This window comes from Pseudomonas sp. SMN5 (genome assembly GCF_052041925.1).
Classification (GTDB): Bacteria; Pseudomonadota; Gammaproteobacteria; order Pseudomonadales; family Pseudomonadaceae; genus Aquipseudomonas.
On sequence record NZ_JBKGGX010000001.1, the window covers coordinates 313,115 to 336,519 of the forward strand.

17 protein-coding genes and 2 pseudogenes are annotated in these 23,405 nt (G+C 60.8%); 13 read left to right on the forward strand and 6 right to left on the reverse strand.

Annotated features, from left to right (window positions below):
* The first annotated feature begins 338 nt into the window (after window positions 1–338).
* The 5 genes and pseudogenes from ACLEJR_RS01285 to ACLEJR_RS01305 all read left to right on the forward strand — a co-directional run bounded on the left by ACLEJR_RS01285 (window position 339) and on the right by ACLEJR_RS01305 (window position 6,348).
* On the forward strand, window positions 339–1,661 hold the full coding sequence (locus tag ACLEJR_RS01285) for an APC family permease (RefSeq protein ID WP_440811637.1): 1,323 nt from the start codon (window positions 339–341) through the stop codon (window positions 1,659–1,661).
* A 123-nt stretch (window positions 1,662–1,784) separates the two neighbouring features.
* Window positions 1,785–2,561: an EAL domain-containing protein gene (locus ACLEJR_RS01290; protein ID WP_440811640.1), complete on the forward strand. Its 777-nt coding sequence runs from the start codon at window positions 1,785–1,787 to the stop codon at window positions 2,559–2,561.
* A gap of 259 nt (window positions 2,562–2,820) precedes the next feature.
* Window positions 2,821–3,498: pseudogene (locus ACLEJR_RS01295) on the forward strand (PAS domain-containing protein); the annotation flags it as partial.
* 114 nt (window positions 3,499–3,612) lie between these two features.
* Window positions 3,613–4,086: pseudogene (locus ACLEJR_RS01300) on the forward strand (methyl-accepting chemotaxis protein); the annotation flags it as partial.
* 207 nt (window positions 4,087–4,293) lie between these two features.
* A complete protein-coding gene (locus tag ACLEJR_RS01305) occupies window positions 4,294–6,348 on the forward strand; it encodes a 2Fe-2S iron-sulfur cluster-binding protein (protein WP_440811642.1) in 2,055 nt (684 codons plus the stop codon).
* Between the two features lie 9 nt (window positions 6,349–6,357).
* On the opposite strand, the gene ACLEJR_RS01310 is transcribed toward ACLEJR_RS01305, so the two are convergent.
* Window positions 6,358–7,263: an AraC family transcriptional regulator gene (locus ACLEJR_RS01310; RefSeq protein ID WP_440811645.1), complete on the reverse strand. Its 906-nt coding sequence runs from the start codon at window positions 7,261–7,263 to the stop codon at window positions 6,358–6,360.
* 110 nt (window positions 7,264–7,373) lie between these two features.
* Here ACLEJR_RS01310 and ACLEJR_RS01315 point away from each other — a divergent pair, with 110 nt between their 5' ends.
* Together ACLEJR_RS01315 and ACLEJR_RS01320 are read left to right on the forward strand one after the other, a co-directional pair.
* Complete coding sequence (locus ACLEJR_RS01315) at window positions 7,374–7,721, forward strand: carboxymuconolactone decarboxylase family protein (RefSeq protein ID WP_440792373.1); 348 nt, start codon at window positions 7,374–7,376, stop codon at window positions 7,719–7,721.
* 138 nt (window positions 7,722–7,859) lie between these two features.
* Window positions 7,860–8,432: a DUF488 domain-containing protein gene (locus tag ACLEJR_RS01320; protein ID WP_440811648.1), complete on the forward strand. Its 573-nt coding sequence runs from the start codon at window positions 7,860–7,862 to the stop codon at window positions 8,430–8,432.
* Here the strand turns inward: ACLEJR_RS01320 and ACLEJR_RS01325 are convergent.
* Window positions 8,394–9,590: an MFS transporter gene (locus ACLEJR_RS01325; protein WP_440811651.1), complete on the reverse strand. Its 1,197-nt coding sequence runs from the start codon at window positions 9,588–9,590 to the stop codon at window positions 8,394–8,396. The genes ACLEJR_RS01320 and ACLEJR_RS01325 overlap by 39 nt on opposite strands.
* A gap of 138 nt (window positions 9,591–9,728) precedes the next feature.
* Between ACLEJR_RS01325 and ACLEJR_RS01330 the strand changes: the two genes are divergently transcribed.
* Entirely contained in the window at window positions 9,729–10,661 is a 933-nt protein-coding gene (locus tag ACLEJR_RS01330; RefSeq protein ID WP_440811654.1) for a LysR family transcriptional regulator, read from the forward strand.
* Between the two features lie 4 nt (window positions 10,662–10,665).
* Here ACLEJR_RS01330 and ACLEJR_RS01335 read toward each other — a convergent pair whose 3' ends face one another.
* Window positions 10,666–11,628, reverse strand: a complete 963-nt coding sequence (locus ACLEJR_RS01335) for a DMT family transporter (RefSeq protein ID WP_440811657.1) — start codon at window positions 11,626–11,628, stop codon at window positions 10,666–10,668.
* A gap of 74 nt (window positions 11,629–11,702) precedes the next feature.
* On the opposite strand from ACLEJR_RS01335, the gene ACLEJR_RS01340 reads away from it, so the two are divergent.
* Window positions 11,703–12,557, forward strand: coding sequence for a LysR family transcriptional regulator (locus tag ACLEJR_RS01340; RefSeq protein ID WP_440792380.1), 855 nt, complete (start codon window positions 11,703–11,705; stop codon window positions 12,555–12,557).
* A gap of 6 nt (window positions 12,558–12,563) precedes the next feature.
* Here ACLEJR_RS01340 and ACLEJR_RS01345 read toward each other — a convergent pair whose 3' ends face one another.
* A complete protein-coding gene (locus ACLEJR_RS01345; protein ID WP_440811658.1) occupies window positions 12,564–13,904 on the reverse strand; it encodes an OprD family porin in 1,341 nt (446 codons plus the stop codon).
* Between the two features lie 478 nt (window positions 13,905–14,382).
* Window positions 14,383–16,101, reverse strand: a complete 1,719-nt coding sequence (locus ACLEJR_RS01350; RefSeq protein ID WP_440811661.1) for an amidase — start codon at window positions 16,099–16,101, stop codon at window positions 14,383–14,385.
* Between the two features lie 265 nt (window positions 16,102–16,366).
* Between ACLEJR_RS01350 and ACLEJR_RS01355 the strand changes: the two genes are divergently transcribed.
* From ACLEJR_RS01355 to ACLEJR_RS01365, 3 genes are all read left to right on the forward strand, one after another.
* On the forward strand, window positions 16,367–17,098 hold the full coding sequence (locus ACLEJR_RS01355; RefSeq protein WP_440811664.1) for a GntR family transcriptional regulator: 732 nt from the start codon (window positions 16,367–16,369) through the stop codon (window positions 17,096–17,098).
* A 135-nt stretch (window positions 17,099–17,233) separates the two neighbouring features.
* On the forward strand, window positions 17,234–18,523 hold the full coding sequence (locus tag ACLEJR_RS01360) for an MFS transporter (protein WP_440811666.1): 1,290 nt from the start codon (window positions 17,234–17,236) through the stop codon (window positions 18,521–18,523).
* 27 nt (window positions 18,524–18,550) lie between these two features.
* Window positions 18,551–19,381, forward strand: coding sequence for an amidohydrolase family protein (locus tag ACLEJR_RS01365; RefSeq protein WP_440811668.1), 831 nt, complete (start codon window positions 18,551–18,553; stop codon window positions 19,379–19,381).
* Window positions 19,382–19,439: 58 nt separating this feature from the next.
* On the opposite strand, the gene ACLEJR_RS01370 is transcribed toward ACLEJR_RS01365, so the two are convergent.
* Window positions 19,440–20,792, reverse strand: a complete 1,353-nt coding sequence (locus ACLEJR_RS01370; RefSeq protein WP_440811670.1) for a S8 family serine peptidase — start codon at window positions 20,790–20,792, stop codon at window positions 19,440–19,442.
* A 437-nt stretch (window positions 20,793–21,229) separates the two neighbouring features.
* Between ACLEJR_RS01370 and ACLEJR_RS01375 the strand changes: the two genes are divergently transcribed.
* The gene (locus tag ACLEJR_RS01375) at window positions 21,230–23,404 is read left to right on the forward strand and encodes a PAS domain-containing sensor histidine kinase (protein WP_440811672.1); all 2,175 of its coding nucleotides are present in this window, start codon (window positions 21,230–21,232) and stop codon (window positions 23,402–23,404) included.
* Window position 23,405: the final 1 nt, after the last annotated feature.

Sequence of the window (23,405 nt, forward strand, 5' to 3'; positions counted from 1 at the left end):
GGAGCAAAGCCTGCTCGCGATAACGGTGTATCAGGCGATGAGATGTCGACTGGGAAGGCCTCTTCGCGAGCAGGCTCGCTCCCACAGGGATTGGCGGTGAACGCACGATCTGTGGGCAACACACTGTCTCCATGTGGGAGCGAGCCTGCTCGCGATAGCGGTAGTCAGGCAATGAGATGTCGACTGACGGACCCTCTTCGCGAGCAAGCCCGCTCCCACAGGGGTTGGTTGGGGGCCGTAACATTTATGAACTTTCGCCGGGTGATTTTTTCCACTGCTCAGCGCTATAGCCGTTTGCATGGCAATCAGCGAATCAGTCCCCCTGCCAGAGCCCGAACATGACTGCGACCACTACGCCCTCCAGACCTTCATTGCGACGAGCCGTGACCGGGCCGATGCTTTTTCTGTTCATCCTCGGCGATGTGCTCGGGGCGGGTGTCTATGCGCTGGCCGGAACGATAGCAGGGCAGGTGGGCGGTGCGATCTGGGTGCCGCTGTTGGTCGCTCTGTTCTTTGCGATGCTGACTGCCGGTTCGTATGCAGAACTAGTGACCAAATACCCGCAAGCCGGTGCGGCCTCGGTGTTTGCCGAAAAGGCATTCAAGTCACCCCTGATCTCCTTTTTGGTCGGGTTTTGCATGCTGGCCGCGGCCGTTACCAGCGCCGCCGGTCTTTCCCTGGCGTTTGCGGGCGACTATCTCGCGCCCTTCATCAGCGTTTCACCCCACGTGGCGGCGCTGGTTTTCCTATTGGTCATCGCATTGCTCAATGCCCGCGGCATAAAGGAGTCGCTGGGGGCGAATCTGGTCATGACGATCATCGAGCTGTCGGGCCTGATGCTGGTCATCATTGCCGCCGCCTGGTTCTTCCAGTCGGGCGATGCCCATCCGCAAAGTGCGCTGCAATTCAAGCCGGGTGTCAGCCCATTGCTGGCGGTACTGGGCGCTGCACTGCTTGCGTTCTATTCGTTTGTCGGCTTCGAAACGTCGGCCAATCTGGCCGAGGAAATACGAGATGTGCGACGCGTCTATCCGAGGGCTTTATTCGGCGCGTTGCTGACCGCCGGGGTGGTCTACATGGCCGTGGGCGTGGCTGCTTCCTCAGTGTTGTCGATGGAAGAACTGGTGGCGACCTCGGCGCCGCTGCTGGAAGTCGTCCGAGCATCAGGACTGGACATCTCACCGCGCATCTTTGCCTTCATCGCACTGATCGCGGTGGCTAACGGCGCGCTGCTCACCATGATCATGGCCAGTCGGCTCGCCTATGGCATGGCTTGTCAGGGTCTCTTGCCGCAGCCGCTGGCGAAGGTGCTGCCCAAGCGGCGCACGCCTTGGGTCGCAATCATCGCCACCACGCTGGTCTCCATTGCGCTGACCTTGACCGGCACCCTCGCGACGCTGGCCGAAACCGTCGTCTTGCTGCTGCTTTTCGTGTTCCTGAGCACCAACCTGGCGGTGCTGGTATTGAGGCGCGACAGCGGCGCGGGCGATCATTTCCGGGTGCCCAGCTGGGTACCGGTGCTTGCGATTGTGTCTTGCCTGGTATTGCTCAGCCAGCAAAGCCTGGAAACCTGGCTTCGCGGTGCGGCCCTGGTGTTCGTAGGGGTGCTGCTGTATTTCTGCACCCGCATCAGTCTGCCTGTGGCGATAAAACCGAACTAGAGACCGTGGAGGTGGGTGCGACGGTCAGGTCTCTTCAGAAAGTCCGGTATTTGCCGATTCAGTAGCGTTGGCTAAAGTTCTTTGCAACTGCAGGGACGTCCCGTTACCGCACGGAATATGATCATGACCGCACGCTCCCCTCACCAGACCTTCCAGCCTATTGGTTGCGCCGAGTGCCGCGATCATCAGGCACTGGGATTCGACTTCACCATGGCTTTCCAGCCGATCTTCAATGTCCGCACCGGCGCTACGTTTGCCTACGAGGCTCTGGTCAGAGGTCTCAATGGTGAGTCAGCCGGCTACATCCTGGGGCTGGTGAACGACAGCAACCGCTACCGTTTCGACCAGGCCTGTCGTGTAAAAGCCATCGAGGAAGCGGCCCGGCTGGGCATCCTGGAGATTGCCGATTGTCTGTTGAGCATTAATTTCCTGCCCAAAGCCGTTTACCGGGCCGAGACGTGCATCCGCGCCACGCTGGAAGCGGCGCGGATGGCGAATTTTCCACCCGAGCGATTGATGTTCGAGGTCACGGAAGGTGAGCGGGTGGACGATCCCGAGCATCTCAAGTCGATTTTCGTGGAATACGATCGCCAGGGCTTTACTACCGCGATCGACGACTTCGGCTCGGGCTATTCAGGGCTCAACCTGCTCGCCATGTTCCAGCCCCAGGTGTTGAAGATCGATATGGCGCTGACCCGCAGCATCGATCAGGATCCCGTAAAGCAGGCAATCGTCGAAGGCATTGTCCTGGTGGCGCAGCGCCTGGGAATCCAGGTCATCGCGGAGGGCATCGAAACCCGCGAAGAAAGCGCGGCACTTCTGGCGCTGGGTATCGAGCTGATGCAGGGCTATTTCTATGCGCGGCCTGAGATCGGCCGGCTCGCGCCTGGCAATTTCTAGCCGCGTCACGGTCAACGACGACTCTTCGCCACTGTGTTTCTTAGAACCGACTGATCGCAAGCGCCCCATCCTAGCTTCGAAACATGATTACGCCGCTTCGTTAAGCGCCTCGCCAGCGTGCCGATAACCTAAGAGGTCCGGTGATTCTCAGATTCGCAGAGGGTTCGTCATGTTTAATACCACACTAAAAAGTGAACTGACGGCTAGGACAGCCGAATTGGCCATATACAAGGGACTGCTGGGCGCTCTGGATCGGTCGATGGCCGTCGTCGAATTCAGCCCCGACGGCAAGCTGCTTCGAGCGAACGATAATTTCCTGAAAACGATGGGCTATCGGGCTGATCAATTGACCAGTCTGTCCCACCGCGATTTTTGTACCCCGGCGCTGGCGGCCAGTGCCGAGTATCGCGAATTCTGGAATCAACTGCGGGCCGGCCAGTTTGTCTCCGGGACGTTCCAGCGCGTCGGCGCGCAGGGCCAGTATGTCTGGCTTGAAGCCAGCTATAACCCGGTGGTCGATGAGCAGGGCCGTGTGGTGAAGGTGGTCAAGTATGCCCTTGACGTCACGGCCAAGGTTGCCAGTGAAGCGGAAACCCGGGGCCGGCTGGCGGCGCTTGACCGTGCCATGGCCGTGATCGAGTTCGATCTGAGCGGGCACATCCTCACCGCCAACGCCAATTTCCTCAGCGTCATGAATTATTCGTTGGCCGAACTCAAGGGCAAGCATCACCGGATGTTCTGCGAGCCGAGTCTGGTCAACAGTTCCGAGTACGCGGACTTTTGGCGCCGGCTCAATACCGGCGAGTTTTTCAGCGGACAGTTCAAGCGCATCGGCAAGAACGGCAAGGTGGTGTGGCTGGAAGCCAGCTACAACCCGGTGTACGACGCCGAGGGCAAGTTGAGCAAGATCGTCAAGTTCGCCAGCGACATCACCGAGCGGGTCGAGAAGTTCGAGGAAGACTCCCGCGGCGCCTCGCGGGCCTATCACATCTCCGCCGAGACCGAGCGCGTCGCGGAGCAGGGCGCTCAGGTCATCCACCAGACCGCCCGGGAAATGCGCCAGATCGCCGACAACATTGGCGCGTCGTCACGATTGGTCGGGCAACTGGGCGCGCGTTCGGAAGAAATCACCGCCATCGTCAACACCATTCGCGGCATTGCCGACCAGACCAACTTGCTGGCCCTCAACGCCGCCATCGAAGCCGCCCGGGCCGGCGATCAGGGGCGCGGGTTCGCGGTGGTGGCCGATGAGGTCCGGCAACTGGCCGGCCGTACCAGCCGCTCGACCTCGGAGATCGCCGAAATGATCGGCATGATCCTCAGCGAAACCCGCGAGGCGGTCGCCAGCATGAGCGTCACCCACGAGGGCGCGCTGCGTGGCGTGACCCTGGCGGACCAGGCCGGGTCGGTCATCGTGCAGATCCGGGCCGGGACCACCGATGCCCTGGAAGCGGTGAGCATGTTCGCGTCCAAGCTTGACGAGTCCGAGGTCATTCCGAAGACGGCGATTGGCTGGGTGGGGTGAGTCTGACTGGGGATCAGCACTCAACCAATGGCGTCCATCATTGCATTTAATGAAAGGGCGGATTGCAGTGCGCATGTATTCCTGCGCAGTCGCTTTGGGAAGAAGATGTCTCCACCGACACGCACACCCGATCCAGGGTGTGCTGGAACATCCCTAACCACGGCGCACTGACGCAGGCCCTCGTCCTGCTGGCGCGAGGAGCATCTGATGGACCAATCCCTGGAAGCAAACACCTCGCCCTGGCACGAAGGGGAGCTGGCCTTGCAACGCACCGTCGGCGCGGTCGAGATGATGGCCGGCGTCGGCCAGCGGCAACTGGCGCGTACCTGGATGCCGGACCAGCATCGCGACTTCTATGCCCAGTTGCCATTCGTGGTACTGGGAGCGGTGGATCGCCAGGGCGATGTGTGGGCCACCTTGCGCACGGGGCAGCCCGGTTTCATGCGCTCGCCTGATCCGCAGATCCTGCACATCAACGTCGAGCCGCAACCCAACGATCCGGCCCAGGAAGGCATGGGCGAAGGGGATGCCATCGGCATGCTCGGCATCGAGCTGCACACCCGTCGGCGCAACCGCATGAATGGTGTGGTCCGTCGTCAGCTTGAGCCAGGGCTGGAGATTTCGGTGCGCCAGGCCTATGGCAACTGCCCGCGCTACATCAACTTGCGCCAGTACCACTTTGTCGAAGAACAGGCCGGTGCGCCTCGTCATTTGGAAGCGAACGATCCGTTGGTGCGTAAGCTGGTCACCGCAGCCGATTCCTTCTACATCGCCACCTACGTGGAGCGCGACGGCGAGCGGCAGGTGGACGCCTCCCATCGCGGCGGCAAACCGGGCTTTGTGCGCATGGATGAAGACGGATCGCTGACCGTTCCGGATTTCTCCGGCAACCTGTTCTTCAATACCCTGGGTAACATCCTGCTGAACCCGCGGGCCGGGCTGGTGTTCATCGATTTCGAAACCGGTGACCTGTTGCAAATGAGCGGTTCGGCGCAGGTGATTCTGGACGACCCGCAGATCGCCGCGTTCCAGGGCGCCGAGCGGCTGTTGCGGTTCACCCCGCAGCGCATCGTCTACCGCCCGGCGGCCATCACGCTGCGCTGGAAAGACCAGCAAGAAGGTGACTCGCCCAACTCATTGATGACCGGCAGCTGGGAACAGGCCACGGAGCGCCTGCAAGCCGAAGCCCTGCGCACCACTTGGCGTTCGCTGCAGGTCGCGAGGGTGGTGGACGAAAGCCCCAGCATTCGCTCTTTCTATTTGCAGGCAACCGATGGCGCAGGTTTGCCCCGCTTTGACGCCGGGCAACACCTGCCGGTGCGGGTCGCGCTGGACGGGCAGAAAGCGCCCTCGATTCGTACCTACAGCGTGTCGAGCGCGCCGTCGGATGATTTCCTGCGCATCAGCGTCAAGCGTGATGGGCTGGTGTCGTCGCACTTGCATGACCGGATTCAGGTGATGCACGAGATCGAGGGCCGAGCGCCCCAAGGCCATTTCACCGTCCAGGCTACCGAGCGTCGGCCTTTGGTCCTGCTGGCGGCAGGTGTGGGTATCACACCGCTGTTGTCGATGTTGCGTGAAGTGGTTTACCAAGGGCGACGCATCAGCCGCATGCGCCCGGTCTGGCTGGTGCAAAGCGCGCGCACGGTAGAAGAGCTGGCGTTTCGTGATGAAATCGATGAACTGGCAGCACGCGCGGGCGACAAACTGCGGGTGGTGCGCGTGGTCAGCCAGCCGCCGGTCAAAACCGCTATTGGCGATGGGTACGATCTGGCGGGCCGGATCGACGTGGAACTGCTCAAAAACCTGCTGCCGCTCAACGATTACGACTTCTACCTCTGTGGTCCGGGCAGCTTCACCCAGGCCCTTTACGATGGGCTGCGCAAGTTGCGCATCGCCGACGACCGTATCCATGCCGAAACTTTCGGCCCGTCGACCCTGGTGCGTGACATCGAGGTCAGCGTACCGGCGGCGCAACAGGTACCGGCTGCGAGCGAAGCGGTGAAGGTGTTGTTCGCCAGCTCCGGCAAGGAAGCACGCTGGGAACCGGGCGCCGGCTCGCTGCTGGAATTGGCCGAGGCCCGTGGACTGAGCCCGGAGTTCAGCTGCCGAGGCGGTTCGTGCGGCACCTGCAAGACCCGCCTGAGTCGCGGTCAGGTGCATTATCTGAACATACCGGCCGAGCCTGTCGCTGAAGGTGAGGTGTTGATCTGCTGTGCGGTCCCGGCCGAGGGCAGTGAAACCCTGGTGCTGGACATCTGAATACAGGGCCTAGATCCGGCGCCGGATTCTCCCCGGCGCCTCCCCATAGACTTCCTTGAATTTCTTGCTGAAGGCGGCCTGGGATTGATAGCCGACCTGCACCGCGATATCGCTCAATCCCAGGTGCGAGTGGCTCAGTAGGCTGAACGCCAACTCCATGCGCAGTTGTGTCAGCAACGCCCACGGCGAGACGCCGGCCACCTTGACGAATGTCCGCATGAAACTGGCCCGTGACATGCTCGCCATGTCCGCCAGACCCTCGATGGTCCACTCATGGGCGGGGTCATCCAGCATCGCCTGCCAGGCGCGGCCCAGGCGTTTGTCGCCCAGCAACGCCAGGGAGCCGGTGCCCTGGCCATGGCTTGCCAGGTGCGCGCGCAGCATCAGCGTGAACAACGCCTGGGACAGCGCATCGAGCAAGAACCGGGCCCCCACCTTGTCATTGTCCGCCTCCCCACGAATCACCTCCACCAGCGCCGGCAACGGGCCGTTGGCCGGCAATGCGCCGCTGGGGATCACCAGGTAATCGGGCAGCGACGCAAACAGCAGCGAGGCACGGTTGAAGTGCAAAGCCCCGCACAGCATGTCCAGCTCGACGCTGGCGCCACCGATGCGATGGATCGGTAGGGCGCCACCGGTCACGATCTGCGGTACGACAGGGGTGACTGTTTTACCGGGGCTGTGCATGACATGTCGGGCACCGCGGGGCAGCAACAGGATATCCCCGGCACGCATCGGCAGGCGCTGCCCATCGGGAAACTCCACCCGGCACTCTCCCGCGAGCACGATGTGATAGGGCGCAACGCCCAAGGCCTGTTGCTCATGGTCCAGCGCCCAGTCACCTTGGAACTGGCAGCGCAGATCCAGGCTACCGCGGACGTTGGCCAGGCTGATGAGTTTATCGATTGCATGCATTTGAGCGTTTCGCAAAAAAAGCTGAGCGGATTGGACAAAACCGTACAGTGCAGGAGTGGAAAACTGAGGGCGTTGAAACAGTACACCCAACCCACTCAGGAGTTAATGCCATGTTCCATAACTGGTCCGAATTATTGCCCACCATCCAGAAAGCCTTCGGTGCTCTGGGCCGCAGCAACCCCAAGATGGTCAAGGCCTACATGGCGCTGGGAGAAGCCGCCAGCGAGAACAACGTGTTGGACGCCAAGACCCGCGAACTGATTGCGCTGGCGGTCGCCGTCACCACCCGCTGCGACGGCTGTATCGCCACCCACACGGACGCGGCGATCAAGGCCGGCGCGAGCCGCGAGGAAGTGGCTGCGGCCCTGGCCACTGCGATTTCTCTGAACGCCGGCGCCGCCTATATCTACTCGATGCGCTCGCTCGAGGCCTACGACACACTGAAACAACCGGCCTGACGCAGCCTGTCTCGATACCCCGGCCTTCAGTGCCGGGGCTTCGAGAAACTGACCGCTGCGCGCTGAAGAACAGTCGAACCATTGTCCGGACAGATCACCTAACGCCTATACCAGCGGCTTCTGTTCGGATACTTGTCCATGGAAAATCTCATTGTCTATACGATCGGTCACTCAACCCGGACCCTCGAACAGTTCGTCGAGATCGTAAAAGGCTTCGGGGTCCAGATGATCGTCGATGTGCGAACCGTTCCCCGGTCCCGCACCAATCCTCAATACAACCTTGATACGCTTGCCCGGCACCTGGCGCCGTTCGGCCTGCACCACGAGCAGATCGCGCAGCTGGGCGGGTTGCGCAAGAAGTCCAGGACGATCCCGGATGAAGTCAATTCCTTCTGGGACAATCGCAGCTTCCACAATTACGCCGACTACGCGCTCTCGGAGGAGTTCGAGCAGGGCCTGGATCGGCTGCTGGAGCTGAGCCGGACCCAGCGCTGCGCGATCATGTGCGCCGAGGCGGTCTGGTGGCGCTGTCATCGCCGGATCATCGCCGACTACCTGTTGCTGCGCGGTGTCGAGGTGATCCACATCATGGACAAAGACAAGTCGAACAGGGCTGTGTTGAATCCTGCGGCGCAGGTGGCTGGACTGAAGTTGGCTTACCCCGCACCAGGATCATTGTCTGGCGAAACGATCGCTCAGGCAGGCACCTAAAAGATAAAACCCGCCCCCGGCAATAGTGAACAGCGCGAGCAGGTAGAAGATGTAGTGTGGCGGTTGTGTCGCCAATACGAAGCCGCACAGCACCGGGCCGGATGCCGCGCCGAGGTTACCGAGGTTTTGCGTCGCGTAATACACGCCTCGCAGATGATGGGGGGCGATGTTATCGATGAGCATGTATTCAGCGGGGATGACGATGATCTCGCCGAGGGTGAAAACGGCCATCGAGATTATCCATATCATGACCGTACCTGAAAGGGCGAAGCCGACCAGGCCCAGGAGAAACATGCTCAGCCCGGCGCCAAGCCACAGGTTGAGATGACGCGGGGAAATCTTTCTGCCGATGGCGTACTGCAGGCTGATTACCATCAGCGCATTTGTGGTGACGATGGCGCTGATGATCCGGTAGGTAAATTCAGGCGTGGTAGTGACCACCAGATATTGTGAAAGATAAGCGGTGAATTGGCCGAAGACTACCGCGCTGAGTAACCCTGCGAGGGTAAAACACACCAGTCGGTAGTCTTGGGACAGCAGCTTCCCGACGGCCAGGAACGGGAGAGGGGCGCTGTTCTTTTTTACAACCCTCAAGTCTCGGTTGGCCCAGAGCAGGTAGCTGAAAAAGAATGCTGCACCCAGCGCGCCAGACATCAGAAAAGGCAGGCTGCTATCCAGCCTGGCCAATCCTGCCCCCATCAATGGCCCAGCGGCATAACCGATGTTGCCCAATGTGTACTTGATGGAGAAGGCTTCACTGCGCTCGGCAACGGGCAGCAGGTCGCCAAATCCCGCCTTGACGGCAACATCGATGACGGCATGGGCGAGATTGATCATCACCAGGCTCCCGTAGAAGAGCCAGACTTCGCGGGCCAGGAATGTGCCCAGGAAACCCATTGTGAACAGCCCGCTGAAAACCAGGATGAGCCGGTAACTGGACAGATTGTCCACCAGGAAACCGCCGTACAGGCTCAGCAACGATCCGATGATCAACGTGCTGCCGATGACCAGCCCAATGTCGGCGACGCTCAACCCAAAGCGGTCCGACAAATAGATAACCAGATAAGGCAGGGTGATTGCCCGCGCCAGCGTCAGGACCAGAGACGCTGAAAGCAACACATTGACTGTCGAGGGATAGTTTTTAAGAGCGGTGAGCATCCGTGCCTCTTACGGGTGGTTTGACAGGTCCGCGACGTCGCGGAAGATGTGAGACGGCAGCATACTGAGGAATGAAATTCTGATTTATGATGTTTTTTCATTGGTTGGGGGAAATGAGTTCATGAATGAAGGGCATCTATGTTTGACTCCGAACGGCTGAAAGGCATCGATGTATTCGTCTGCGTTGCCGAGTCCGGTAGTTTCAGAATCGCCGCAGATCGCCTGAATCTGACAGCGTCTGCGGTCAGCAAGAGCGTTGCTCGCCTTGAGGGCCGGCTTGGGGTTCGATTGTTCGAACGCACGACCCGACGCGTTTCGCTGTCCGACGCAGGAACGGCTTTCTATCGTACTTGCACCGGGGTGCTGACTGACCTTGAAGAGGCCGAGCTTTCCCTGCATGCCGAGCACACCGAGCCACGAGGCCGGGTTCGACTCCACCTTCCGGGAGCCTTCGGCCGTTCCCAGGTGCTCCCCATCATTCTGCGTTGCCTGCAGGATTACCCGTTGTTGGTGCCGCATATTTCATTTTCCGATCATTCCGTCGATCCGCTCCAGGAGGGCGTGGACATCGTCGTTGCGTTGGGAGGCACGGGTGTCTGGCCGGACACGGTGGGGCACCGCCACCTGGGCCGCGAGTGGCATGTGCTCTGTGCTTCTCCCTTGTACCTCGCCGAACATGGCGCTCCCCTCACCGAGTCGGAGCTGGAGCATCACCAGTGCATCGCCTACGGTTGGCCGGACGGGAGAATCAGCTCGTGGAATTTCGCCGGCAGCCGCCCAGGGGAAATCGTCAGAAGACAAATGACTCCGACATTGATCGTGGGCGATGGAGAAGGCCTGGTGATATCCGTGCTGTCAGGATGCGGGATTGCCCAGTTACCTTCATGGCTGATCCAGCGGCAACTTGAGGAGGGGACCCTGGTGCAAGTACTTGCTGATTCGGCGACCGATGGTATGGCGATCAACCTGCTCTGGCAGAAGCAGCGTGAAACGTTGCCCAAGGTCGCTGTTTTACTGGAAGTGTTGACGACCCATCTGACTCGGGAGCTCGAGCATCGCGAAATATCCTGAACGCTTAGGCTGCCTCCAGCCGCCGGTTTTTTTGCCGCTGGGCTTGCCGGGCTTCCATGCGCACGACCAGCCAGATGCCCATGCCGGAAACGGCCATGCCCACCACCATCTGCCATGAAAGGGGCTCACCAAACATCGCCCAGGCCCAGAGCATGGTGATCGGCGGGCTGAGGTAAAGGACGCTGGCGACCCGGGTGGCGCTCGCACGACGCAAGCACAGCCAGTAGAGTCCGTAGCCGCCCATCGTCGACAGCCCGGCGGTCCACAGCACGCTCAGCGCGAAGCCGGTGTTCAGAACCGGCGCCAGGCTGCCCTGGGTGCCTTCGACCACGGCGAAGGCTACCCCTGAAACGCAACATTGCAGCCAGAGATTGGGCAGCAGGCCCAGGGTTTCTGTGGTCGCTAGCTGCTTTTGCCACAACGTCGCTACGGCGAGCGAAAGCATGCCGAGCAATGGCAAGGCATACGCCCATAACGGCGCGTGCCCCCATGCCAGTGCCCCATGGGTCACCAGCGCAACGCCGCCCAGGCCGATGAACAGCCCGATCCATACCTGCCAGGCCAGCCGCTGCCCGAGCACACCGGCCGCCAGTAACGCCATGCCCAGTGGCAGGAGGTCGGCCACCAGCGCGGCCACACCCGCCGGCACACCCAGGGCGATCCCTTGGGTGATGCCTGCCAGGTAGCCAGCCATGGCAAGCAGGCCGATGCCGGCGTTTTTCAGCAGCACGACTCCAGATGTACGCCGCAGTTGACGGGCAACGAAGGGCAGCAGAACCAACGTGATCACCACGCAGCGCCAGAACACCACCAGCAATGGCGGCGCATAGTCGATGGAAAAGCGCGCGCCGACGAAGCCGGAACTCCAGGTCAGCAGCAAGGCCGCCTCAAGTAGCGGCAGTGGCACGGCCTGATGCCATTGGCGCCAGGAAAGGGAAGGTCGGGTGGTGCAGTTGGGCAGGTTCATGACCCCAGGCTACGAAACCGGCGTAGTCTAATAAATCAAAATATCCTGCAGCAGTCATTCACAAAGGATGAATCATGACGGCAATTCTCGACATCGACTTGATCCGGACGTTTCACGCAGTGGCACGCATCGGCAAGTTCAGCGCTGCGGCCCAGCTCCTGCACAAGAGCCCGGCGGCGGTGAGCGTGCACATACAGCGCCTGGAAGGGGTTGCCGGGGGCCGTCTGCTGAACCGGGACAATCAATCGGTTTCCCTTACGACGCTGGGCAGGCGCCTGCTGGCCTCGACCACGGAACTGCTCGCTACCCATGACCGGGTGCTGGCCGACCTGCAGGGTTCCCGCCTGGCAGGGCGCGTGACCCTGGGCGTCCCGGATGAATACGCCGACCATGTCATTCGCGACATCCTGCCCATATTCACGAGCGCCTGGCCAAACGTGGTGCTGGAACTCAAGACGGCGCCCAGCTACGCGCTGCGTGATCTGGTGCAGCGGGGCAAGCTCCAGGCGGCGGTCATCACCCAACCGAAGAGCGCGTCGAGCGCCGAGGCGCAGGTGTTGGTTACCACCCGACCGGTCTGGGTGGGGCCAGCCCATGTTGTCCTGGCCGGGATGGATCCGCTGCCGTTGGCGGTGCACGCAACGCAGTGTCCATACCGGCAGGTGATGATGGAGTCACTGCGTCAAAGCGGCCGCCGAACCCGCATCGTCCTGGAAAGCCCTTCCAACCAGGCGGTCAAGGCGTGCGTCGAAGCGGGCCTGGCGATCAGCCTGATAGACCGTGCGCGGGTGACGGAGGCCATGCAGATCCTCGATGGGTTGCCCTTCATCGCGGAACACGAGGTGGTCTTCCAACGGTCGCAAGACTCACACAATGAACAGGCGGTGGACCTGCTGGCCCAGGCCATGCAGCAATATTTTCGCCTGTAGACCGGTTCAGAACGGGCCCCACTTGAGCGGGTACTGGATGACCACGTACAGCCGGTCGATGTCATCGCCGGCCTGGGCGTCGTTGGCTCGGTGAGTGACGTGGGACAGTTGCAGCGACAAGTCCTTGGCCGGTCCGGACTGCACCACGTAATGCAGATCCAGGTCGCGCTCCCAGTGGCGTCCGCCGTCTCCTTGCTGCGGTCGGTAGGTGCCACTGTCCGGATCGAACGGGTTGTAGACCCCGCCTTGTGGGGCGTGGCTGCCGTCGATGCCGCGTCCGGTGACATAGCGGGCCATGAAGCTCAGGCCGGGAATCCCCAAAGCACCCAGGTCGAGGTCATAGCGCGCTTGCCAGGAGCGTTCGTCCGGGCCGTTGAAGTCGGCGTATTTGATCGAGTTGGCGAGGTAGATCGAGTCACCACCGACGAAATCGAAAGGCGTGCTGCCGTTGATTTTTTGATAAGCCAGGGTGAACGCCTGGGCGTCGAGCCTGTATTTGCCGGACAGACTGTAGGCGGTGGTGTCGATGGTCCCGGCGGCGGCCTTGCCTTGATCACGGGTGTGGTAGAGGTTGCCGTCGAGAAACAGGTTGCCGACCGTACCGTGTAGATTGGCGTAGTACTGGCGCCAGGTGTCGCTCAGTTCGGAAGCGTAGACGGCTCCCCCGACTGGCTGGCCGCTGAGCAGGTCGGCGCCGATGAAATCGATGTCGTGGTTGCGTGTCGTGGCTCCATAGCCGGAAAAGTCACCGCGGCTGGTCGAGGCGTCCTGATTCTTGAAGGCGCTGAAGTGACCCGCTTGCAGGTCGAGCCATGCCAGTTCCTTGCTCGACAGCAGCAGGCCACTGGCGTACTCCGGTTGCAGGCGCTTGTCTGCGGTGTCGAATACCGGGGTCTCCACAGTCATTTCCCCGACCGCCAGGGTGGTGTTGGAGGTCTTGAACTTCAGCGCACCGCCAGCGCTGGAGTAGCTGTTTTCACCGCGCCCATCGTCATCCAGCGGCAGCAGTCCCGTTCCGGAATGCCCTTTGCCGCCATCCAGTTTCAAACCCAGGAAACCATGGGCATCGATGCCGACGCCGAGGATGCCGGGGGTGAAACCGGACTCGAACGAGGCGATGAACCCCTGGGCCCATTCCGCCTTGTAGCTTTTGCCCGATGGCGTGGGGGAGCGGTAGTCATTGTTCAGGTAGAAGTTGCGGCTGAGGACTTGCAGGTTCGCGTCTTCGAGAAAGCCGGGAATCTCTTTCGCTGGTTGCGCCGCCATTGCTGACGTTGCGCTGCCGGTGAGCAGGGCCAGGAGCCAGAATGGCCTGAGCGTGGCGGGGCTGTATCGAGCGTGAGCCATGACAGAAAATCCATGTCAGACGGTAATGCTGCATCCCCACGGGAGGTCAGCAGCTTCCCGTGGTGGAAGACAGATTTGAGCAGAGGGCGTCATTCTTGGAGGCGGGAGGGTGAGGGCGTGAGTTAAACGTTGTTAATTGCGTTCAGCCCTTGGCTCTGTTTCTGTGGGACGTCAGGTTGTCTGCGTTCAAGCTTTTGGGTCTGCTGCGCAGCCCAGCGGGAGCAAGCTCCCTCGCCACGGGTTTTGTGTAGGCACTGGTATTGAGCCTCGGCGCGAAGCCAGAGAGGTGGGCAAATCCTGTGGCGGTAGGACTCATCCACGCTGGGGGGCGCAAAGGTTGCGTTTAGCCATTTGGGGCCGCTGCGCAGCCCGACGGGGATAAATCCCCTCCGCCACAGAGGTGATGCACAGGTACCGATCTTGTGGCGAGGGAGCTTGCTCCCGCTGGGCTGCGAAGCAGCCCCAAGAACGAATCAGATCACCGACCCGACCCAGCCGACAACGGTGGCGTGCGCGGTGGAATCTGGCGTTTCGGCCCAGTTGCCTCGAACGCCGAAGCCAGTCGCAGCAATGCCGAATCATCATAGGCTCGGCCGGCAAATGTCAGGCCGACCGGCATGCCAATGTCCGCCATGACGCCCATAGGCACTGTCACGGTGGGCACGCCCAGGTGGCGGATCGCAAGGTTGCCATTGGCGACCCAGATACCGTTGCTCCAGGCGATGTCGGCAGACACCGGATTGACATCCGCATCCGCCGGTCCGACATCGGCCACGGTCGGGAAGATCACCGCGTTGAGCCCAAGCCGATCCATCCAGTCTTCCAGGTCGATCCGACGCGTTTGCTCCAGGCCTAGCAGTCCGTCCGGCAGGGTTGGGATCTGATCCCAAGGAGTAATGCCGCGCTGGGCCATCTTCACGTATTCGTCCATACCGGCGGCAAGATCATCCTCGCGGTTGGGCAGGGTGCCCGGATCGTGGGGAAAGATCTGCGGTCCGTCGACATCCGCCAGGCGGTTCAATTTCGGATCGCCGTTGGCCCGCAGGAAGTCGTCGAACGCCCAAGCCGACAGGTCCCACAGTTCATGGTGCAGGAACTCTTTGGACACCAGGCCCCGGGTAAACACCGTTGGCGCACCGGGTCGATCACCTTCACAGTTGGACACCAACGGGAAATCCACCTCGACCACCTCGGCGCCGTGGGCCTCAAGCGTCTTACGGGCCTGCTCCCAAAGATCGATCACCGAGGCACGGGTGACGATTCGCTGTCCGGTCGGGCCGCCGATGCCGGGAGCTTCAGAGGTACCTGCCTCGGGATCGGCATTGATGTACATCCGTGGCACGCCAAAGCGAATGCCGGCCAGAGCGCCTGGATGGCTAGCGAGGCTCGGATACGAGGCCGGGCGAACCGAGTCTACACTCGGGATCGGCACCCAAGGTTGCATCCGCCACAGGTCGCCGCGTGTGTCCGGATCGTGCGCGACCACCACATCCAGCACTTCGAGCAGGTCGGCCATGGTCCGGGCGTAGGGCACCACCACGTCCATGGTCGGCGTCAGCGGCCAGTTGCCGCGCACCGAAATCACCCCGCGTGAGGGCGTGTAGGCGCACAAGCCGTTGTTCGAAGCCGGACCGCGCCCGCTCGACCAGGTCTCTTCCGCCAGGCCGAACGCGGCGAAACTGGCGGCCGTCGCCGTGCCGGCACCGTTTGAGGAGCCCGAGGCAAACGGGGCGGTCAGATAGTCACCGTTGTACGGGCTCTCCGCCCGGCCATAGACCCCGCGTTGCATGCCGCCATTGGCCATCGGCGGCATGTTGGTCTTGCCCAGGCAGATGGCGCCAGCGGCGCGCAGACGCTCGATGGTGAACGCATCGCGGTACGCCACCAGATCCTTGAACGCCGGGCTTCCGGAAGCGGCAGTGAGGCCCTTGACCAGATAACTGTCCTTGGCCGTATAGGGAATGCCATCGAGCGGGCCCAGGGTCTGGCCGCTGGCCCGACGCGCATCGGACGCCTGCGCTTCTTTCAAGGCTTCAGGATTGCGCACCACCACCGCGTTCAGGGCTGTGGGCGTATCGGGACCGTCGTAGGCGTCGATCCTGGCAAGGTAGGCCTGGACCAATTCGACCGCCGTCGTCTGGCCGGACTCGAGCGCAGCCCGCAGTTGGGCGATGGAGACTTCGGTGATTTCGATCATGCGGTTACCGTCGCGGCAGAGGGATGACCCACGCAAGACACCTGACATTCAGATCCTGTCACAGGGACATCACAAAGTGGATATTTATCGGCTTTCGAGCACTGTACTACGCCCTCAGGCCAGGGGTCTATCTGTCTCCGGTCCAGTGATGTGTCGCGACCGTTAATCAAGCAGGCTTGCACGATTTGTTGACAATGCCCCGATGCAAGCAAATACTTCTCGCCATATTCATATATATGACTAGATAACAAGGTGAATAAAGTCAATGAACTCGCTCCCCAGTGATGCACGCCTGCCGCTTTATCAGCGCCTACGCGATCAGTTGGCTGAACAGATTGCCAATAACCGCTGGCGCCCGGGGGAGGCGATTCCCACCGAGGCCGCGCTCTCGGCCGAATATCAATTGTCCACCGGCACGGTGCGCAAGGCCGTCGATGCGCTGGTCAGCGAAGGCATCCTGGAGCGTCAGCAGGGGCGCGGCACCTTCATTCGCCGGCCGCAGTTCCAGTCATCGTTGTTCCGTTTCTTTCGCTTTCAAAGCGCCTGCGGCGAGCGCCGGGTGCCGCAGAGCCGCATTCTGTCCATTGAGCCGGTGGCCGCGCCTTCAGCGGTGGCCCAGGCATTGGGGCTGCCGGTCGATGCGCCGGTGATACGCATCGTCCGATTGCGGTTGCTGGAGGTAGAGCCGGTGCTCGCCGAAGAAATCTGGTTGCCTCGTGGTCGCTTCCAGCCGCTGCTGGAGATCGACCTGGACCAGAAAGGGCCGCTGCTTTACCCCATCTATGAAGAGCTTTGCGGGCAGGTCGTGGCCTATGCCGAAGAAACCCTCACCGCCGAATCGGTGAATGAAATACACGCCAGATTGCTTCAGGTGCCGGTCAACAGCCCGGTGGTGGTGATCGAGCGCCTGGCCCGTGATTACGCCGGCAATCCCTTGGAGTGGCGACGTTCCCGCGGGCACGCCGAACACTTCCGTTACCAGGTGGAAATCCGCTGACACGACCGGATTAGCTGCACGTTCAGCGGCGCATTGCTCGCCGCTGTCCTGATCGTTTTGTTTGCCTTCACTGGCCCTGTAGCGGCGCGGTTCGCTCTCGGCTGCCTATCGTTTGACGAATAAGGATAAGAAATCATGTTCAGCTGGTATCGCCAAATCACCGCGCGTGAGCGCAAGACGTTCTGGGCCTGCTTCGGCGGCTGGTCGCTCGACGCGCTGGAAGTCCAGATGTTCGGCCTGGCGATCCCCGCCTTGATCGCCGCATTCGCCCTGTCCAAGGGTGATGCGGGCTTGATCAGCGGCGTCACGCTGGTCACCTCGGCGTTGGGCGGCTGGGTCGGCGGGACCCTGTCGGACCGCTACGGCCGGGTGCGCACCTTGCAATGGATGATTCTCTGGTTCTCGTTCTTCACCTTTGTGTCGGCTTTTGTCACCGGCTTCCACCAACTGTTGATCGTCAAGGCCCTGCAGGGTTTCGGGATCGGCGGCGAGTGGGCCGCCGGCGCGGTACTGATGGCTGAAACCATCAATCCCAAATACCGTGGCAAAGTCATGGGTACGGTGCAAAGTGCCTGGGCGGTGGGTTGGGGGATGGCGGTCGGGGTTTTCACCCTGATCTATTCATTCGTGCCGCAGGACATGGCTTGGCGCGTGATGTTCATCGTGGGCCTGTTGCCGTCGTTCCTGATTATCTGGGTGCGTCGCAACGTCGAGGAGCCCGACAGTTACCAGCGCCTGCAAAAAGACCAGGTGATCCCCAAGAGCTTCTTCAAATCCCTTGGCGGTATCTTCCGCCCCGAGCTGCTGCGCGTGACCTTGTTCGGCGGATTGCTGGGGTTGGGGGCACACGGTGGCTACCATGCGGTGATGACGTGGCTGCCGACTTTCCTCAAGACCGAACGCAACCTGTCGGTGCTCAACTCAGGCGGTTACCTGGCGGTGATCATCTTCGCCTTCTGGTGCGGTTGCGTGGTCAGCGGCCTGTTGATCGACCGCATTGGCCGACGCAAGAACATCGTGCTGTACGCGTTGTGCTGCGTCGTGACCGTGCAATGTTACGTGTTCCTGCCGCTGACCAATACCCAGATGCTGTTCCTCGGTTTCCCGCTGGGTTTCTTCGCGGCGGGCATCCCGGCGAGCCTCGGGGCGCTGTTCAACGAGTTGTACCCTGCAGACGTGCGCGGCGCCGGCGTGGGGTTCTGCTACAACTTCGGCCGAGTGCTGTCGGCGGTGTTCCCGTTCCTGGTAGGACACATGAGTGATTCCATGTCCCTGGGCTCGGCCATCGGCATCGATGCCGGGATCGCCTATGGCGTGGCAGTGCTCGCGGCGCTGTGCCTGCCGGAAACCCGTGGGCGTAGCCTGCAAGCCGCTGCTGCATCGGCACCGGTGGTTGAGCGTGACAGCCAGAGCGCCCGAGCCTGATTTCCTTATTGTCGATAGATGAAACCCATGCTTGATACCTGTACTAAGCCCATGACCGGCGTTGACTGCCACGCCCACGTGTTCAGTCGTGAGCTGGAACTGGCGGCTGTCCGGCGCTACACACCCGACTATGACGCCACGCTCGCTCAATACCTGAGCCACTTGCACGCTCATGGCTTGAGCCATGGCGTGTTGGTACAGCCGAGCTTTCTCGGTACCGATAACCGCTACCTGCTGGCCGCCCTACGGCAAGCACCGCAGCAGTTGCGCGGCGTCGTGGTGGTGGAGCGAGACGTCAGCCGAGCTGAGCTCGACGACATGGCCCGGTTGGGCGTGGTCGGTGTGCGCTTGAATCTGATGGGCCAGGCCTTGCCTGATTTTCGTGACGCCGCCTGGACCGGCATGTTGGGCCACATCGCCGAACTGGATTGGCATGTCGAGTTGCATGCCAACCTGGTGGACTTGCCGGCGTTGATGGCTCAGCTGTTGCCACTGGGCATCAAGGTGGTGGTCGATCATTTCGGTCGCCCGGATGCGCGTCTGGGGCTGGATCAACCTGGCTTTGCCCAATTGATGACGCTAGGGCAGGGCGGACAGGTGTGGATGAAGGTGTCCGGTATCTATCGATTGGGCGCAACGGCCTCTCGGAACCTTGAATTCGCGCGCGCCTCCTTGGCGGTGCTGGAGCGCAGTTTCGGCCCCGAACGCTTGGTGTGGGGCAGCGATTGGCCGCACACTCAGCATGAACAACATGTCGGTTTCGAGACGGTGATGGCCCAGCTGCGTGCGTTGGAATGTTCGACGTCGTTGATGCATGCGTTAACGGTCCAGACACCCCAGGCGCTCTTCAAGTTTTGAAGCGCGCAGGCGTGTAGGAGGTGCCGAGATCCGATCGAGTTGGCTGCCGCTGGCCTCTTTAGATCACCGGCGCCGGCAGTTCGACCGCAGACTGTGAAGCGATGGCGTTCACGATATGGGGAAGTGGACCGATATGCCCACCTGTTCCTTGGGGTGTCCCCGTCCGAATCAATAGCTCTCTCATCTGTCTCGGGGGTAATACCGTGCCGGTTTTTTTAAACCATGACTGGACCGCAATGACAGCTGCGCCTACAACTGCCGTGGCCGCAGAGGTTGCTGCAAAATTTGAGGTATAAGTCTTCGTCCGTCCCTCATTATAAAGATCACCCACTCCGCAAGTGGCTACAGAGGCATCACCCCAGCCCTGTAGATGTACCGGGCTGCCATATGTGGAGAAAGTAAAGCGGTTACGGCCTCTGCGGGTTCCAGCGCCGACGAGAATGCTCGCGTTGTCCCCACGACTTCTATATTCCTCATAAAACGGATGATCCAGGTCTTCATTGCCATTACCGGCGGCGGCGACAACAATGATTCCAGCATCAGTGGCCTGTTTGGTTATGTCCCAGACACCTCTATTAAAATCGGCGGGTACCAATCGATCTTCACGGCCGCCAGTTTGTATTTCATATATAAACACGTCTCCGGCTCTTAAATGTCTCAGGCCCTCGGCGATACCGCCAACACGACCAAGAGGACCTTGGGAAATCCCATAAAATACATCAATGTCATAGGCAACTCCCAGCATGCCAAACCCATTGTTTCTAGCAAATACGACACCCGCAACCGCCGTCCCGTGGTCACTGGTGTTCTCACCAGGCATTGGAACGAGCTCTACGAAATTAGCGCCCTCCAGATCTTCATGATCGTAGGCAAAATGGCCGTTTTCGATATCTGCACATCTAATCCCTTTGCCTGTAGCCTCATATAATCGCCAGGCATTCATGGCGTCGACGCCAATTACATCTGACCCCAAATCACCTTGGAGATAACCCTGTCGATCAATAAAATCCGGAGTTGTATCCGTGGGCCCTTCTGGCGTGCATCCGCCTGACGTTGTCGAGACAGGCCCGGCTGGATCCAGCTCAGGCTCGACTGGCTCAATCTCGACATATTCTACGATGTCCATATCTTCCAAAATCGTTGCGAGGCGCTGCAGTTCTTCGAGTGGCAGAGAGGGGGCGTTTTTGATGTAAACGAGCCCTTTGTATTGGGAAAAGTCAATGCTGTTTTCTTCATTGCTTATCTTGCCCGTTTCTGCCAAATCCGGAATGGCATGGCGATATTCCAAACGAGATAAAAAGCTCGCTTCCTTTGAGGTGATTACTGCTTCATCAAACAATATCTTTCCATTGGCTACACTGGAAATACTGTCTGGAGTGAACTTCACAAGCAAATTATAGGGTTTGTTCATCACGCACTCTCCATGGAGCTATCATGAGAAGTGCTGTTGTGAAAACTACAACCAAGGCTGGGTATGTTCAGTCAGCCCGACTTCCGGTTCCACAGCAGTCGCGCACCTGCTGCTCTCAACTGCTCGCTCATTATCGTCATTCATGCCCTTGGGGCGCTCGAATCGGCTGATTTTGAGAATAGTGGATGGTTTTCCGCCGTCAAGCGCCGGAAGCTGACCACACCCTAGCATCAATACACCGTCGGATTTGATACAGTGGTAGCAAGAACACGCCTTGTAGTACCCGACACCGCTAATGCGTGCGTTAATGGTGGACGCGCCTCAAGTTCTGTTTGGTTTTAAAGGCCCAAGGGGCCTGGCGCCGGGTTCTTCCTGAACTCCTGGAGGCAAATGGACTCTAGACTCCATTGCGGCGCCGTGAAAGATTGAGGATGACAATGTCGAACATTGAAGAGCTGCCCAGGGAAACTCTGGCACCGAGCGAATACGAAAGTCTGTTTTCCATCGGCGAAAACGCGCTCGAAGCCATTCCCGGTGCGGTGTACCTGTGCGATCGCGACGGCTGGCTTGTCAGGTACAACAGCGAGGCGGCCGGGTTGTGGGGACGCACACCGGTGCTCGGCGAAAACGGCGACCGCTTCTGCGGCTCCCATCGCCTGTTCATGATGGACGGCACGCCCCTGGCCTTTGATCAGTGCCCGACCGCCCAGGCTCTCAGCACCGGTGTCACGGCGCGAAACCAGGAAGTCATCATCCAGCGCGCGGACGGTTCGCGGTTCGTCGCGCTGATGAACATCCGCGCCCTCAGGGATCGGCATGGTGTTATCCAGGGCGCGATCAACTGCTTCCAGGACGTCTCGGCACACCATGCCGTGGCCGAGGAACTGCGGCGCAAAACCGCCGACCTCGAAGACTTTTTCGAAAACAGCGCGGTCGGCTTGCACATTGTCAGCGGCGACGGCGTCATCCTGCGCGCCAACAAGGCCGAGCTGGCACTGCTGGGCTACTCGGCTGACGAATACATCGGCCGACACATCGCTGAATTCCATGCCGACGAACCGGTGATCGGTGACATCCTCAACAAGTTGAGCAGCGGCGATTGCCTGGAAAGCTATCCGGCGCGCCTGAAGGCCAAGAACGGTTCGATCAAGCATGTCACCATCACCTCCAACGGCCGTTTCGAAGCCGGCAAGCTGTTCAACACGCGCTGCTTCACCATTGACGTGACTTGCATGCATGCCGCCGAGGCAGCCCGCCAGGAGAGCGATAACCGCCTGGCGGCCACCTATGAAGCCGCCACCATCGGCATCGCCGAGGCCGATGCCAACGGTCATCTGCTGCGGGTGAACGATGCGCTGTGCCACATGCTCGGCCGCTCGCGGGAAGAACTGCTGGCGATGTCTTTCCTCGACTACACTCATCCGGAATCCGTCAGTGAGGACGCGGCTTCATACGCTCGGCAGGTCGCTGGCGAAATGGACAGCTATGTGTTCCGTAAGCGCGCCGTGAAGCCCGATGGCCAGGTCCTCTATCTGGACGTACACAGCTCCTCGGTAAGGGATGCGGCCGGCCAGTTTAGCTATGGCGTGCGAGTCATCCAGGATGTGACCGCGGCGCGGCGCATGGAAATGCAGGTCCGCGAGAGCGAACGGCACATGCGTAACCTGCTCGAAGCGCTGCCCGCCGCGGTGTATACGACCGATGCGCAAGGCCGCATCACGTTCTACAACCGCGCAGCGGTGGAACTGTCCGGCCGTACCCCGGCGCTGGGCGACATGTGGTGCGTGACCTGGAAACTCTTCAACACCGACGAGACGCCGCTGCCCCACGATCAGTGTCCGATGGCGGTGGCTTTGAAGGAAAACCGGCCGATCCGTGGTGTCGAAGCCATTGCCGAGCGCCCGGACGGCACCCGCGTACCTTTCGCTCCGTATCCCACGCCCTTGCATGACGCCGAGGGAAATCTGGTGGGGGCGATCAACATGCTGGTAGACATCACTGAGCGCAAGCAAGCTGAAAATCGTCAGAAAACCCTGATCGATGAACTCAATCATCGGGTCAAGAACACCCTCGCCACCGTACAGTCCCTGGCGGTCCAGACGTCACGGGACGCAGAGGATGCAAAGGACGGCTACAAACGTTTCGAAGCCAGGCTCCTGGCGCTGTCCCGCGCCCATGATCTGTTGACCCGCCGGCACTGGGGCAACACGCCGCTGGATTCCCTGGCCCAGGAAATCCTGATGCCGGTATTCGGCAGTGATCCACAGCGGATCGTCGTTGAGGGCCCGTCCATCGACATCGGTACCCGGGTTGCGCTCAACCTCACGATGACCCTCAACGAACTGGCGATCAACGCGCTCAAGTACGGCGCGATGTCCGTGGAGACGGGTACGCTGTCCGTCACCTGGCAGTTGCACGCGCAGCCCGACGGTACGCTGTTCGCCCTGGATTGGCGGGAGTGCGGTGGGCCACTGGTATTGCAACCGGAGCGGGAAGGGCTGGGTTCCCGCCTGATGAAACGTTGCATCGAGCGCGACCTGGACGGCAGTTTTGAACTCATCTTTGCCCCGGAAGGCGTTCGCTGCCACCTCTCATTCCTGATCGGAGCCTAGG